Annotated in this window: 14 protein-coding genes; all 14 read right to left on the reverse strand. The window is 32.8% G+C overall.

Going from position 1 to position 15091, the window contains the following annotated elements; translation table 11 throughout:
- Window positions 1-86: 86 nt before the first annotated feature.
- On the reverse strand, window positions 87-1136 hold the full coding sequence (locus YQ22_RS10340) for a sugar-transfer associated ATP-grasp domain-containing protein (protein ID WP_083414232.1): 1050 nt from the start codon (window positions 1134-1136) through the stop codon (window positions 87-89).
- A 27-nt stretch (window positions 1137-1163) separates the two neighbouring features.
- Complete coding sequence (locus tag YQ22_RS10345; protein ID WP_156894557.1) at window positions 1164-2417, reverse strand: phenylacetate--CoA ligase family protein; 1254 nt, start codon at window positions 2415-2417, stop codon at window positions 1164-1166.
- 92 nt (window positions 2418-2509) lie between these two features.
- The gene (locus YQ22_RS10350) at window positions 2510-3772 is read right to left on the reverse strand and encodes a WcaI family glycosyltransferase (protein ID WP_071341145.1); all 1263 of its coding nucleotides are present in this window, start codon (window positions 3770-3772) and stop codon (window positions 2510-2512) included.
- 181 nt (window positions 3773-3953) lie between these two features.
- On the reverse strand, window positions 3954-4517 hold the full coding sequence (locus YQ22_RS10355) for a WcaF family extracellular polysaccharide biosynthesis acetyltransferase (protein ID WP_071341146.1): 564 nt from the start codon (window positions 4515-4517) through the stop codon (window positions 3954-3956).
- Entirely contained in the window at window positions 4504-5697 is a 1194-nt protein-coding gene (locus tag YQ22_RS10360) for a glycosyltransferase (RefSeq protein ID WP_232231163.1), read from the reverse strand. The genes YQ22_RS10355 and YQ22_RS10360 overlap by 14 nt, the downstream gene beginning before the upstream one ends.
- Window positions 5698-5742: 45 nt before the next feature.
- On the reverse strand, window positions 5743-6906 hold the full coding sequence (locus YQ22_RS10365) for a glycosyltransferase family 4 protein (protein WP_071341147.1): 1164 nt from the start codon (window positions 6904-6906) through the stop codon (window positions 5743-5745).
- Between the two features lie 21 nt (window positions 6907-6927).
- Window positions 6928-8211 carry a hypothetical protein gene (locus tag YQ22_RS10370; RefSeq protein WP_071341148.1) on the reverse strand — a complete coding sequence of 428 codons (1284 nt, stop codon included), beginning with the start codon at window positions 8209-8211 and terminating at the stop codon, window positions 6928-6930.
- A gap of 25 nt (window positions 8212-8236) precedes the next feature.
- Window positions 8237-9403 carry a glycosyltransferase gene (locus tag YQ22_RS10375; RefSeq protein WP_071341149.1) on the reverse strand — a complete coding sequence of 389 codons (1167 nt, stop codon included), beginning with the start codon at window positions 9401-9403 and terminating at the stop codon, window positions 8237-8239.
- A gap of 9 nt (window positions 9404-9412) precedes the next feature.
- Entirely contained in the window at window positions 9413-10660 is a 1248-nt protein-coding gene (locus YQ22_RS10380) for a glycosyltransferase family 4 protein (RefSeq protein ID WP_071341150.1), read from the reverse strand.
- A 12-nt stretch (window positions 10661-10672) separates the two neighbouring features.
- Entirely contained in the window at window positions 10673-11266 is a 594-nt protein-coding gene (locus YQ22_RS10385; protein WP_083414233.1) for an acyltransferase, read from the reverse strand.
- Window positions 11253-12401 (reverse strand): hypothetical protein, encoded by a 1149-nt coding sequence (locus YQ22_RS10390; protein WP_071341151.1) that lies wholly within the window; start codon window positions 12399-12401, stop codon window positions 11253-11255. Before YQ22_RS10390 ends, YQ22_RS10385 begins: the two co-directional genes overlap by 14 nt.
- Window positions 12402-12404: 3 nt before the next feature.
- Complete coding sequence (locus YQ22_RS10395) at window positions 12405-13346, reverse strand: UDP-glucuronic acid decarboxylase family protein (protein WP_071341152.1); 942 nt, start codon at window positions 13344-13346, stop codon at window positions 12405-12407.
- A gap of 131 nt (window positions 13347-13477) precedes the next feature.
- A complete protein-coding gene (locus tag YQ22_RS10400; RefSeq protein WP_071341153.1) occupies window positions 13478-14455 on the reverse strand; it encodes a glycosyltransferase family 2 protein in 978 nt (325 codons plus the stop codon).
- A 34-nt stretch (window positions 14456-14489) separates the two neighbouring features.
- Entirely contained in the window at window positions 14490-15062 is a 573-nt protein-coding gene (locus YQ22_RS10405; RefSeq protein ID WP_071341154.1) for an acyltransferase, read from the reverse strand.
- Window positions 15063-15091 lie beyond the last annotated feature (29 nt).

Raw genomic sequence — 15091 nt, forward strand, 5'->3', positions numbered from 1 at the left:
TTAAACGTTTTTAAAATTAAGAGATTTCGTATGTGAAAAAATCGTGAAGTTTAATATGGAATCTCAATATAGAGTTGTCACTTTCCTTAATCTATCCACCCCAAACCTTTAAAGCATGGTCCTTGTGTAGCTTCAGAGAATTTTATATCGTTACCATAACCGTTCCATTCCATTAGGGCCATTTGAGAATGCTTGTCGATTATTACATCCCATCCTATACATTGCACCATGGGGAGCTTTAAGTGAAGTTTTTTTACTTCTTCTACACATGTCTTAAAGTTGGGTATGGTTTTATCTTTAAATTCAATTTTAGAATCTGGGTGATTGGTAATTGTATACCAATTGGGTAGGTAACCTACTTCTTCTAGTGTGCCTTCTGCTATATCAATGGGTACTCTTATATGAGTTTTAGATGAAATATGTGTATCCCTAGTTCTGCCTAAGCGCAAATAACCTGCTCGTAAAGATGCTGTTCCGGTTTTGTCAATTACAGTTGTTAATCGAATTGTTGCGGTACTGTTGGTTTGAAATTGATTAAAAAAATCATGTTGCTCAACAAATCGTTGTAGGGTACCGTTCCCAATATTCTCTATCGTCTTTAAGTTTAAATCTTCTGTATTAAAAACCTTTACGCCTTTTCCTTGAAAAGAGTTATCTACCTTAAAAACTATTTTATTTGTCTGTTTACCTATTAATTTTTCTACCTGTGGTGTCGATAATTTTTTGTAGTTATGATCAAACCAATCAGTATTGATAAAATAGGCAATATCCACTAATGTATCAGTTTGAAAAAGTGGTTTGGTAAGGGGTTTTAAAAAAGATACTTTTCCATATTCGCCCTGTAATTTTGGGGTGATTACCATTCTGTAATAATTGTCTGGTATCCATCCTTTTTTAAATTTTCCGCAGATTGCCGAGTACACTAATAACCAAGGTGCGTAACCTTTCCAGCCTAAAGTTTCTTGAGCATATTGCCGTACTACTTTTTTTAATTGTATAGGTAGTTTTCCTTTTTGTTTTTCAATATGTTTTAAAGCTTTTAATGCTTGTCTGTTAGAGATAAAGTGATACCGTCTGTCTAGTAATGACGAGTAATATTTTTTAATGGAATTTTTAATAGGTTCAGTAGGTATCATAGAATTTTTAAGATAATACTTAATTTATTATCTAGGCAATTCGCTTATAATCAAAGGTTTTTTATTGTTTAGAATTTTAACGCTATTCACTTTTATGGGTGTTATTTTTATTTCATTTCTTGTTCTATGGACTAAAGACTTAATAATATTATTGACCTCATGAGTAGTAGTTGAATTTATTTGGGGTATATAATGTAGCTCTACCGAGTAATCTTTTTTTTGTAGCAATTGTATCTCTCTAATGGTTTTAATTTGTTTTTCAAAAAGTAAATGTAAATGTTCACTTTTTATTCCTAGACCTGACGGTAGTTGTAAGGTGACTGCTTGTCTGCCCTTTACCGCATACATAATAGGTAAGGGTATATGGCATTCGCATTGTCCTAAAGAATATTGACCACGATCACCTACTTCATACCGTATTAAAGGAAAAGCGTAGTTATTTAAATCGGTTATTAATATTTTTCCTGTAACTTTTGGTGGTACAGGTTGGTAATTATCATCAACATATTCAATATGTACGGCATCTTGTAAAATATGAAGACCAGTTTGGTTTGGGCATTCTGCAGCTATCAATAAAACTTCGGTATTTCCATACTGGTCGCATACCGGTGCTTCAAAAGCTTTTTCCATAATTCTACGTTGATGTTCTAGTAAAGGTGCAGATGTCACCCAAACCATTTTAGGGGGGTGAATTTTTAAGTTGTGGTCTAATAGAAAAAGTGCAAATTCATACATAACGTCAACATAACCTTGTAAGAGCGCTGGCTTTAGTCCATTTATTTTTAATACAAACCTCTTTACATGTGCTAAATTCATTTCTGCCCCTGGTAAAAAAATTCTTCTTGTTGGCCACCACATAATAGTATTACCTATCCTTTTCAATAAAGAGCGTTTGTATCTATAGATAAAAGCTTGGTTTTCGTAAGGTTTAACACCCCACCAACTTAAAATGCGCCATTGTAAAGAACTAATAGGGAATCTTAAATCATGTAATACGGAAACGGGTTGCCCTGTACTGCCAGAAGAAGTTACTTTACGAATTTGCCACGGTTTTAAACCTTTTACCTTAATGCTATTGAAATTATTTGCTAATTCTTCTCTAGTAAGTGGCGGTAGTTTAAGAAAATCTTCAGCACTTATAAGGTCAACGTCATCTAACACTTTCGCATATTTTTTGCCATAAAATGCGGAATTTTTGAAGGCGTGTTTTACAAGTGTTTGCCTTTTTTTAAAATTTAGGTCATTAACAGATTCACTTAAAAGTTCTTTTTCAGTTTTCAAAAAAGAATTGTAAAGTGAAGGCTTTAAAAGCTTGGTTTTAATGGAATAAATTATTTCTTTAAAATTTACACCCATTTCTAAAGTTACTTATTTTAGGTAGACGAACGTTCAAGCAATATCCTATTTTCAAAATCTTGCATAATATAATCAAGGGATAAAAATTGTGAGGCATATATGTGGGCATTTTTTTTCAGAGTAGACAAATTTTTATTTGAAATAAGATAATTAATCCCTGATGTTAGAGCAGTGTCATTTTCTGGTTGTATGATATGCCCCATATTGTGCGAATGAACCAATCTATACAAATCAGTATTTTCATTAGCGGTGATTAGGGCTATACCGCCCACAGCTAAAATGGTAGTAAGTTTAGACGGCATCATAAGATCGCTGGCATTGGTTTTTTGAATGACCAGATGAATGTCGATCATATTTAAAAAATCATTAAATACTTCTTTCGGCTGTAAAGGCAAGAACGTAATGTTATTTAAATTTAATAGACTTGCTTTTTCTTTTAATACCAATTGATATGGACCCGAACCACAAATTAAAAATTTGATATGTTTGTCTTTAATAAATTCTTTGGCAGAATTGAGTATGATTTCCAAACCTTGTTTTTCTCCAATAGCCCCTGAATACACAATAATTTTATCTTCTTTATTATATCCGAATTTTCTTTTTAATTCAGCTTTGTTATCCATAGGGAAAAACAAAGAATTGTCCGTCCAATTGGGAAGATAAAACACCTTTTTCTTACATTTCTTTTCAATTTTATCGATCATACTCAATGATATGCTGCTAACCCTATCTGAATTTCTGAAAATGAAACATTCAACATATAATAATAAACTGATAAGATATTTAGACTTTATCATGCCGAGTTTTAAGGCAGCCTCTATCTGCAAATCTTGTATGTGGTGTATATGTCTGGTGTTTTTAAGTATTTTATAAAAAGCACCTAAAACACCCGATAGAAATGTTGGTGCAACTGAAATAACTAAATCAAATTTTTTCTTGAATAAAAAATACAACAGTAATAGCAATGCAGATGTAAAAAAACTAACGTCGGAAAGTATGCGTTTGAGTCCGGTAGGTTTTTTGGGAACGTACATGGGGCATCTATAAATTTTAATGCGTGATTGGTTTTGCCCAATTTCTACATTCTCTTTTAAATACCAGTATTTATTTTTTTGATAAGGCGCTTGTACTTTCCATTGCGGATAATAAGGGTAACTTGTTATCACAGAACATTCGTGGCCCTTTTTTGACAACCACTCCATCATTTCACCACTATACTTGCCTATGCCTGTAAGCTCTGGTGAATAATTGTAGCCTATTAAAAGGATTCTTTTTTTCAAAATAATACTATTTAGTTGGTTGCTTATGTATGTTTAAAAACGTTATGAATAAATATATTGTGATAGAATATATCTACTGATGTAACCCGAGGAGGGGTCCGGGAATGGACAAGAAAAAAAGGTATTTTATGGTGAAAATTATAAACGGGTCTTCTTTGCTATTTTAAGGTTAAAACCCAAACTAGACCCAACGGTGTTTGCTGAAATTTTCAGGAGTTATACTGGTCACTAGATTTTCTTTGACACTTTTAGTAACTATGGAACCTGCCGTTATTACGGTATCCGTTCCAATAGTTACATTTGGGGCTATAAAACAGTTGGCGCCTATCCAACAACCTTCTTTTAGGGTGATAGGACCATTTCTGTAAGGCATAGTAGGGTTTTTATAATCGTGGTTGCCACCACATAAAAAACTACGTTGCGATATACAGACATTATCCTTAATGTGCAATGGCTCAAAATTTAGAAGAAATGCCTCTTCACCTATCCATACATTACTTCCTATACTTAATTTCCAAGGAAAATGAATATTTACCCTAGGTTTAATTACTACGCCATGACCAACCTTTGCGCCGAACATTTTTAATATGCTAACTTTCAATCTACTAGGGTAGGGTAATGCAGATAGGAAAAAAAACGTTTTAAATAGATACCAAATAATCTCTTTAATTTTACTGGCACCACGGTCTAATCCTATACTGGCATCAAAATTCTTTAATGAAACCTTAGATTTAGATTGATTCATCTGTAATGGCATTAATATATTGTTGGGAAGTTTTTTCCATGGTGAAATTGTCTATGTATACGTTAAATGCACTTTCTTTCATTTTCGTTATTTCTGTGTGTGATAACGAATTATATTTTTTAAGTGCTTCAAAAGTAGCTAGTTCTGTGTCTTCTGATACAATGCCACCATTACCCTTTTCTATTTCGCGCCAAATATTTACTTTGTCAGAGATGATTACAGGACATTTACATGCTAAGGCTTCTACGACGGCAATACCAAAATTTTCTTGATGACTTGGTAAAATAAAGGCTTTGGCACCATAAAACGATGCCCATTTTTCGGCACCGGAAATCATTCCAATAAATGTAACCTGTTGCTTTAATTGAGAATTTTTTTCTACCAAGGCATAGAGTTGTTGACCAAATTCGCTTTCAATACCAGGTCCGGCTAAAATCAATTTAGGTAACTTCATATCTTTTTTTAAACCTTTGGAATAGGCATTCAATAAATTTAGCAAACCTTTTTTGTGATGTAGTCTACTTAAAAAGAGCAAATATTCTTCATCGGGTAATATAGCATGTCGTTTTTTAAAGGAGCTAATATCATTTAAGTTTTTTGGGGGCGGTGGTAAAATACCGTAACCTATATTCAGTTCTTTTTTAGGATTATACCCTTTAAATGTTTTTCTGGCAAGCAATAGCTCTTCTTCGCATGTGAAAAGTATTCCGTTTGCACTATTCATTGTCTTTTTTTCTATTGCTTTCCAGAACAATGAATTTCGAATTGCCTTGAGTCTACGTTCTGGAGCTTTTTGAAAATAAGGGTCCATCATACCATGGGTCATAACAAATAATTTTGGAGAGCCCTCTTTTTCACCTTTTATTTTATTCAACGCTTTTCTAACAGCATAACCTTGATATTGCCATAAACCGTGTACAATGATTACTTGGTAATTGGTTATATTTTTAGTTAACCATGGTAAAAGATTTTTCGAATACGCCCATGGAGTGGCTTTACCACCTAATGCAAAAATTTTAAAATTATCACTATCTAAGTATTCAGCATCTGATTCATCTAAACAAACTACATCGCTAATAATTTCATTTTGATCTAAATACCCAATACTATTTCTAATACCTTGGCACATACCGCCATAAATGGGGTCCATACTTGTAATTACATTTAATATTTTGATCATAAGATTAAAACAATACTAATTATAGCTTAAAATAAATACCTCGTGTTATGGTTGAGACATGATTTGATTATAGATGTTGTCTAGTTGTGCAATCATTTTTTCTTGCTCAAAACGCTCTACATTTTTTAATCCATTTGTAATAGTTTTATTACGACTTTCAGGACTAAGGGTCAATACTTTGTGAACTATACTAGAAGCTTCAAAAGCCCATTTTTCAACATGGTTCCTCGTTGGTCTTCTGGGTATATAAAATGCCGCATTTTCGCCTACTTCTGTCATTGGGGGTTGGTTGGTTGTAATTACTGGGCAGCCAGAGGCCATAGCCTCTGCAATAGGCCAACCAAAACCTTCGTCTAAAGAAGGGTAAAGTAGCAAAGATGCACCAGCATATGCATTTTTGACCATTTCATCTGTGCAATTGGATAAACAATGAATGTCTTTGCGAAATGAAGAGGCTGAGATTAGATCTTTTAATTTCTCATCTGGTGGAGTGCCTATTAATAGTAATGGAATTTCAATTTTATATCTAAGCCGTAATTGGTCGTAAATTTCAACAATACCAACTCTGTTTTTATACCATTGATTACCGCCTACGTGTAAAATAAATCCTTTGTTGAATGAGATACCAGTTAGCTTGGTTAATAAAATTCTTGTTTCTGCTATGGGTTGCGGCGAAAAACTTCTGTTCATGGCATTATAAACTACTTGAGATATTTTAGGTGTAAACCCTAATAATCGATGTAGATCCGTTTGTGTTTTTTTAGAAACAGATATAAAGTTTTTGCCTTTTGAATATCCATTACGAATCATTTTTTGATAAAGCTTTCCCGTATACCCTGTACTATTTTCATCAATGCCTTCAAATGCAGAACGCTGGGCTAAAAAATCATGACAATGAATTACATGTTTATATTTTTTAACTAATGGCACCCATGGCCCTAAAGCGTTATCAGTAAAAACGAATAAAGTATTTTTATTTACGGTTCTTAACTTCTTTCTAACGCTTAAAGGGAAAAACAAATACTGATCAATATAACCAAGCCATTTTTTAAAAGCCTTAGGTGCTGGTAAAGTACTAGCAATGGCAATTGGTGACCAAACTTCGGTGGTATAGCCAATTTCTTTCAACCCTTTGCTTAGCAAATGGGTATATCGCGGCATACTTTGATGACCTATAAATTTTGGATGTGAAAAAAAAATAATATTCAAGATTTAATATTTTATTAATAGCTACTTTTTTAAGGAAGCTACCGTTAAACCAGTAGCAATTATTGCAAAACCAAGAGAGGCCGGTTGTCCCCATTGACCGTTTGGTAATAATATAAGACAGAAACTTACTAATAGCCAAGGTAAGATAGAATCTTTAATAAGCCTTTGAAAGGCTAATGCAAATAATTGAACTCCGAGAATAATTCTTATGAATATAAAACCGAAACCTAAAATTATGCCTGATTCATATGTAATTCGTTGCCATTCTTCTTCTACCCAATGAATTTTATGCATTCCAGTATTGAGTAGTATTTTCGCCCCAGCATTAGTTCCACTACCTAGTCCATTGCCAAATATTGATTGATTTTCACCGGGGCGTATAGCTTCGAACATTCCACCTAAATAACGGTCTATCAATGTACCACTGACACCGCCTTCGTATTTGGTAGCACCTACAAACCTAGAGGTAAACGCTTCCATGGGGGTTTCAAGAATACTTAATGTACTTAGAAATATCAATACGGCAACAATACCAATACCTCCAAACACTAGCTTGGGAAGGTTTTTTATTTTTCTTGAAACAACAAATACGCTAAATATAAATATGATAATTGTTTGGTAAAGTAAGGTTCTACTAATTGAAAAAGGTATAGCAGCTAATAAACCTATAGTGGCTGTTATCAATAAATATTTATTAACAATGCCGGGTCGTAACCAAAAGTAAAAAACAAAACATGCTAATAGACCGTAAAATTGGGTTAGACCGGTAATAAAAGAGAAGGTTCCCGGAGGTCGATAGTATCCAAGCGCTCCTGAAAAACCTGCGCCTTCTAAATCGCCACCGACTCCACGGTTCACCCAAGCAGACTGTGGGCTATAGAATTGTAATATCATTAAAATGCTCATAGGTATTGCTATCCATAGCATAATTTTGCCCATTTTAAGGAGATCCTCTTTGTTGAATATCTTTCCAATTATGAAAATAACTGGAAAATGTATTAGCATAATTCTTGCGCCATAAATACTAACCCCAAGGTTTCCATGACCGGTTAAAAAAGTAGTAGCCAAAGCAGTTACTCCAAAAAAAATAGCTGCAATTAAGTAGTTATTTTTTGATAAAAACCCTTGTCTTAATGAAAACAATACTAAAAATATAGCTATAGGATCTCTCACCAATGCTAATGGTCCTGCTAAAGTGGGTAAAATCCATTTCCTCAATCCTCCTTCAAAAAGTAATAGAAAAAAATAAATCCAAATACCAATTTTAATAATTTGTTGTGAATTGATTTTGGATTTATTTAGCATATTCTTAATTGATTGTAAAAAAATCTTACAATAAGTTTTTTAAATTATTGGTTATTCTTAAAAAACTATAGTTGTCTACTATTTCTTCTGAAGTAGTCCGTAATGTTAAAGAGTTTTTTATTAGTATTTCCTCCATTTTCTTCTTAAGTTCAATAACATCCTTAGTTTTAAAAGTGTAACCGTTTTCACCTTGAATAACTAAATCTTCAGAACAACCTGTAAGATCTGAAAGTAATAAAGGAGTATTGAAATTCATGGCTTCATTTACAGATAATCCCCAATTTTCACCTAATGATGAACACATAACAAAAAGATCCCCAATAGCATAGTACTCGGCAATTTTTGATTGATTTACAAATCCGGTTAGTATTACTTGTTTTAATTGGTGTTTCTCAATGTAGCGCTCCATAGAGATTCTTAAATCCCCTTCTCCCACCATAATAAGCCAACAATTTGGACTATTTAAACTGTTGAAAGCATGCAATAGATCAAGTGGTCTTTTTTTATCAATATACTTTCCTGAAAAAATAATGATTTTATCACTTGCAGGAATACCGAGCTTTGTTTTTATAATAGAAATATTAGGTTTTATAGCTTTAAATTGGGCTTTAAATCTATCATTGTCTACTGCATAAGGGCATGAGACCAATCTGTTTTCTTTAACGGAGTAACTTTCATAAAACAGTCTGTTCTGTGACCCTATATAAAGAAAGTTATCTATTCTAGGAAACAAAATATATTTTAAGCCAATTTTTTTCACTTTTTGCTTCCAACCTTTTTTGTAATGCTCATGGCTCAATGGCATATCGTTCCTCAGACATATGGTATGCCCTTTAAGTTTACCCAACATTAAAACCATAAAATGGGTAAAATAGTTCCATCCATGTACAATTATTACAGCTTTGGGTTCGCTAAACAATTGCTTGATTAATCCAAGATTTATTAGCCCAAAAAAACCTTTCGATATTGACGGCTTCCAAGAATAATTTTTAAAAAACTGGTAAGAATATCCATTTAATAATGGAATATCCCATGTAATTTTGACGCCAAACTCTTTGTCAAAACCTCCTTTTATAGATTCGTCCGAACAATACCAAGCCTCGGTATTTACCCCTTGTTCATTCATGTATTTGTACATAGGGGCAAAATACTGTATTGGATGAGAATTTATAAATATTATTTTTTTGGTCATAAATGAAATTTAACTGCTAAGGGTATTTTCAATTACTTCGGTTAATTTTCTACCATAGTCATCCCATGTCCAATTCTTAGCTGTTTCAATAGCTGCTTTTCCGGCTGCTTCAATTTCTTCTGGATGGGCAATAAGATATTCAATTTGCTCCCTTAAAGCTTTAGTAGAACCTGCTTCAATAAGCCAGCCATCTTTATTATGGGTCATAATATCGGGTCCTGCGGTACGGTCTGTAGTAATTACAGGTGTTCCTTGAGACATTGCTTCTGTCATAACTAGACCAAAGCCTTCAAATAAAGAAGGGAAAACTAAGACATCGTTTTGTTGCATGAGTTCTAAAACTTTATCATGTGGTAGGGTTGGTATCCAATTATGTTTTTTTAACGCTTGGTCCAATGGCTTGCAATCTTGGCTAGCTTTATAACCTACAATGGTAAGCTCTAATTCTTCATCTAAACCTTCTACGGCTTTAAATAGATTCGCTATTCCTTTTCTTTGAGACAAGCCGCCTACAAAAAGAAGTCTTAGTTTTCTAGAATCATCTTTTTTATAATCTCTAGGCTTATCTATAACTGGAGGAAACCCATAAGGTACAATGTGTATTGGTGCTAGCTTACCTGGGTAGGCTTTTAAACTGTTGGCGGTAAAGGTGCTAGCAACAAAAATGGCATCTGCTAACTCAAGTTCTTCATCTTTTTTTGCTAGTTTATTTTTTGAGTCGTTAAACCCAGTTAAAGTTGAAGCCCATTCTGGCCATGCGGATTGTTCAATTTTTAAAAGCCGGTGGGCTTCTCTCCAATAACCTATGGGTAGGTCGTATAAACATTTTATGCCATGCTTTTTTGCTTCTCTAAAAGAATACAGTGCCATGTCTTCATAACTATATACACCTCGAACACCTGCATCTAATGCTTTTTTTAAATTTTTTGCTACCCTTTGGTCTAATTCTTTACTTACAGAATCAACATTAAAAAAGCCAGTCTCATGTTTTGTTAAGCTGGATATTTTGGCTTTACTAGCTATATGCCTACCTATTTCACGCCATGGTCTGGTGTTAACGTATGGTTCTAACATTGGATCGAACCTTCTGCGTTGTATTTCTTGCAGTTTAGTAATAGAACTTAATCTGTCCCAAAAATTACCTTCAAAAACTGCAATGGTAGTGTAGTATTTTGCCATGAGCTTGGCTTTGGTTAAACCTAAAGCGGCAGAACGAGCAAAAGTGTTGTTGGTGATGTTAGAAAAAATGACTTTCATAATAATATTGATTTATCCCACTAGCCAAGCGCGATTTGGCACTAGAAACTCACATGGATTGTAATTTAAATTTTCACTTCTTTTTTTTGAAACTGGTTTTGCTGGATTTCCAACAACAATTTGCCCTGGAGCAACAGATTTAGCTATTACAGCCCTTGCGCCTATCACACAACCATGCCCCAAAGTAACACCTGGTAAGATTAATGCTCCGGTACCAATCCAAACATAATCTTCAATGGTAACTTTTGCCTTGATATGTTGCCATAAAGGATCTTCAACATCATGAGATGCCGTTAGTATTTCTACACCATCATTAATGCATACATTATTGCCAATATGAAGCTCATGGTGAAGGGAAATATTCACTTTACCTAAAAAAGAAAAAGAACCAACTTTAAATAATTTTTTAGGTCCGCCAATTTGTATTTCACCTATTTCTGCGGTTTTGGAAATTAAAGCTCCTTTTCTGATAAGAGCTCTTCTTCTTCTATTTTTTCTGAGCAATTCAGGTAGTGAAATAACACGTTTTGCCCATGCTCTAAAAAAATGATTAGATCCTAAAGGGAATTTTGCTCTATTTTTCCATAAATAATTAAGCGTTGCCATTACTTTGTTTACCTTTTAAACTGGTTAAGAATGTATTTGCAATTTGTGATACCTGATGGCCGTTTGGATAATTATCGTTTAAAATATTTTTCATGAGGTTTTCAATGATAATTTCAAGATTTCCTTTTTGGTAGTAGTATATATATTTAAATTGAGGAATGTTTCGATTTTTCATATTCCAATCTCTAGAAACACAAACAATAGGTAGTTTATGAGCTAACATAGCTGCGACTGATCCACTTTTTTCTATTAATGGTAATGGTGTTGTTGTTATGCCAACAGTGGAACGTGATAATGTCTTGGAAATACTAGAAAGGGATTGTTCACCCATATTTATAATTTGTAATCCTTGATTTTTGGCACAATCTATCCATTTTATTAGTTGGTTGCCATTTCTTCCTATCGTAAGTAAAGAAATCTTGATATTTTTTTCTTCTGAATATAAAATTGCTTCAGCTACAAAATTTTCGATTGGGGCATTGCTATGAATGCCACCGAATAGAACAAATATAATTTCTGAATTAATATCTTTTTCTTTTAATATTATATTTTCATTTGGAATATTTGAAAATAATGGTAGGTATATAGCTTTAACATTGAGATCATTTAAAAGTTTCAAATATGGCTGTGTTTGTGTATGTACAACTTTGGGATTTAGTTTTTTTCTTAAAGATTTTATTATACACAGTTGTATTTTTCCAATTAACCTATGTTTTAAACTCGCACCACTTTCAATGCCAATTCCTAGTTCATGAAACATGATATGCCATTTGTGATGTCCAATAGTTTTTAATTGTATTGCTAAATTTATAGGAATTCCTTTTGAATTAAAAGAATAGGGTACATACTGCAAACTGACCCAATCTGTATTCCTTTCATTTATCCATAATTTAGCTTGGTAAATTCTTTCTTTTATGGAAGTATTAGAACTAAGGCGTAAAGTAGAAATACTTATGTTGTCGCTAATTTGATTTTCATTCTTTATTCCTTTACAAAAGGTATCATTCAAGGCTATTATACTGGCGCCATTTCCTTGTCTTATTATTTCTGAGGTTAATCTTCGGGTATAATCTCCAACACCATCTTTGCCGGGCTCTAAAGAACCACAAATAAAAACTACATTTAATCTTGACAAATTCTAACTCTTAATTAATTGGTCAAAATAGGCGATGGTATCAACCAGTCCTTTTTTTAATGGAACCTTTGGTTGCCATCCATTTAATTTTTCAAAAGCTAAACTAATATCTGGTTGTCTTTGTGTAGGGTCATCTTTAGGTAATGGCAAGTGAATTATTTTTGATTTACTTTTAGTTAATTCTATTACATTTTCAGCTAATTCTAACATAGTAAATTCTACTGGGTTACCGATGTTTACCGGTCCTATAAAATCTTTTTCCGTCTCCATCATTTGAATCATACCTTCTACTAAATCACTCACATATTGAAAACTTCTGGTTTGTTTGCCATCACCAAATATAGTGATGTCTTCTCCTTGTAATGCTTGCATGATAAAATTAGAGACTACGCGACCATCATCAGGTTCCATTTTTGGTCCATAGGTGTTAAATATTCTAATAATTTTGACGTCAACACCATTAGATTCATGATAGTTGACAAATAAAGATTCTGCGCAACGTTTTCCCTCGTCATAACATGAGCGTATACCAATAGGGTTTACGTGCCCCCAATAATGCTCTGGTTGTGGGTGCATTTCTGGGTCACCATATACTTCACTGGTAGATGCTTGTAAAATTTTTGCCCCTACACGTTTAGCTAGACCTAACATATTTATAGCCCCTAAAACCGAAGTTTTAATAGTTTTAATGGGGTTATGTTGGTAGTGTACCGGTGAAGCAGGGCATGCTAAATTGTATATTTCATCTACTTCAATGAAGTATGGCATGGTGATATCATGCCTTATCAACTCAAAATATGGATTATCCATTAAATGAAGAATTTTACTTTTTCTGCCAGTAAAATAATTGTCCATACAAATTACTTCATGCCCATCATTAAGTAATCTTTCACACAAATGTGAGCCCACAAAACCAGCTCCCCCTGTAACTAATATTCTTTTCATATTTTTCTAATAAATTTATAGCATTAATGAAGTTTTTGAGTCGTAATTTAAATTAATGCTTTAAGTCTGGTTGATTAATATTTAATGGCTAGGTTTGAATATTAGAGTTAATTCCCAACACTATATTTTTATTAAATACGTAGCATTTTTTTTGTTGTAAAAATACACTTCATCAAAAAGTAGAGAAACTCTCTAAAGATTGTTATTAACATTGGCGGTGCATGAATTTGTTGTTCTAAACCAAAATGTTCTTCGACTGAATTCCAATCAACATCCCAAATATCTTCTAACCAAAAGTACTTATAACCTTTGTTTTGTAGCAATTTTACTGCTTCCCTATCAAACCAATAGTATGGCATTATTTTCGCTTCTTTAAATAAAATACCTTTGTCTAACCAACCATCTGTCCAGTCCTTAGTTGAAGACATTAAGCCATCGCCTTCATGTTTTGCATAATCGTAATTATGACGATACATCATAAGTCTATGATACCAAGGTTTAGTTTTTGCTAAACGTTCTAAAATACAATAGTATCTTACTTTTGAACGTTGTCGCGGTAAAGACAATAAATTACAATGTAAAAATTTAATCTCTTTTAAAAATAATTTTGGAGATGTTGGATTAATTGGAATTCTAGTACTGTGAATGAATTCTGGATTATGTTCATCACCGTTGTCGACAAAACCTAACGGCCAACCACCATGAGTTTCATAGCGTATAACTTTATTTATACCATTAAAAAAAGTGGGTTTTTCAAAATATAGTACTGTTCCTAGTTCGCTATTTTTTATAGTATCCCATTCTTGAGATTCTAACGAGTTATATGTAATTATTTCATCTGAATCTATAGCTAGAAGAATATTATTATTACCATATTTTTGTCTTGCCGTGTTTATTAGTAGTTTCTGTCTTTCTGCTTCATTGAATTTTTTAGAATTATTTTGAATTACATCAACTTTAGGATATTTTTTAACTATTGTAAGACTATTGTCATCTGAATTTTGATCTGCTAGTAAAATATGGTCGGCAAAACTAGAAGTTGTTTTAAGAAAAGTATCTAGAATCCATTCCTCATTTTTAATTGGTGTCAAGACTACTATTTTGGTCATTTTTTAGTTACTGATTAGTACAAACTTTGAAATATTATGATTTATTTTTAATTTTTTTTGCAGGTATACCACCCCAGATTTCATTTGGGGGTATAGATTTATTTACTACTGCACCTGCGGCAACTATAGCTCCATTACCAATATTGACTCCCTCTAATACAGTAACATTTACACCTAACCATACATCTTCACCTAAAATTATTTCTTTTTTACTATCGCCCATTCTTTGTTTTTTAGGTTTTAGTTCAGTTGAATGATTGTGGTCAATAAATTTACAGCCTGAAGCAATCATTGAATCTTTGCCTATAACAATTTTTTTGGAAATATTAAATTCACAGTTAGACCCTATAAATACATTGTCATCAATAATAATAGAAAATTCTTTTCCCCAAATACCATCATATTTAAAAAAAATATCGTGTTCTAGATGACAATTTTTGCCTAAACTAACACGATTTGGCCAGGTAATATATAGTTTCGGGATAATTATGTTTGATCCAATATGCATGCCCATACTACGTAAATAGAGTTTTCTAACAAAAGAGGTGCAGAACTTCAAAAAATTATACCTAAAAGTAAAGTCTGTTTTTTGAATTATACGTTGCATATATATTCTGTAGGGTTAAATTTTCGTTT

Source organism: Maribacter sp. 1_2014MBL_MicDiv (assembly GCF_001865655.1).
GTDB lineage: Bacteria > Bacteroidota > Bacteroidia > Flavobacteriales > Flavobacteriaceae > Maribacter > Maribacter dokdonensis.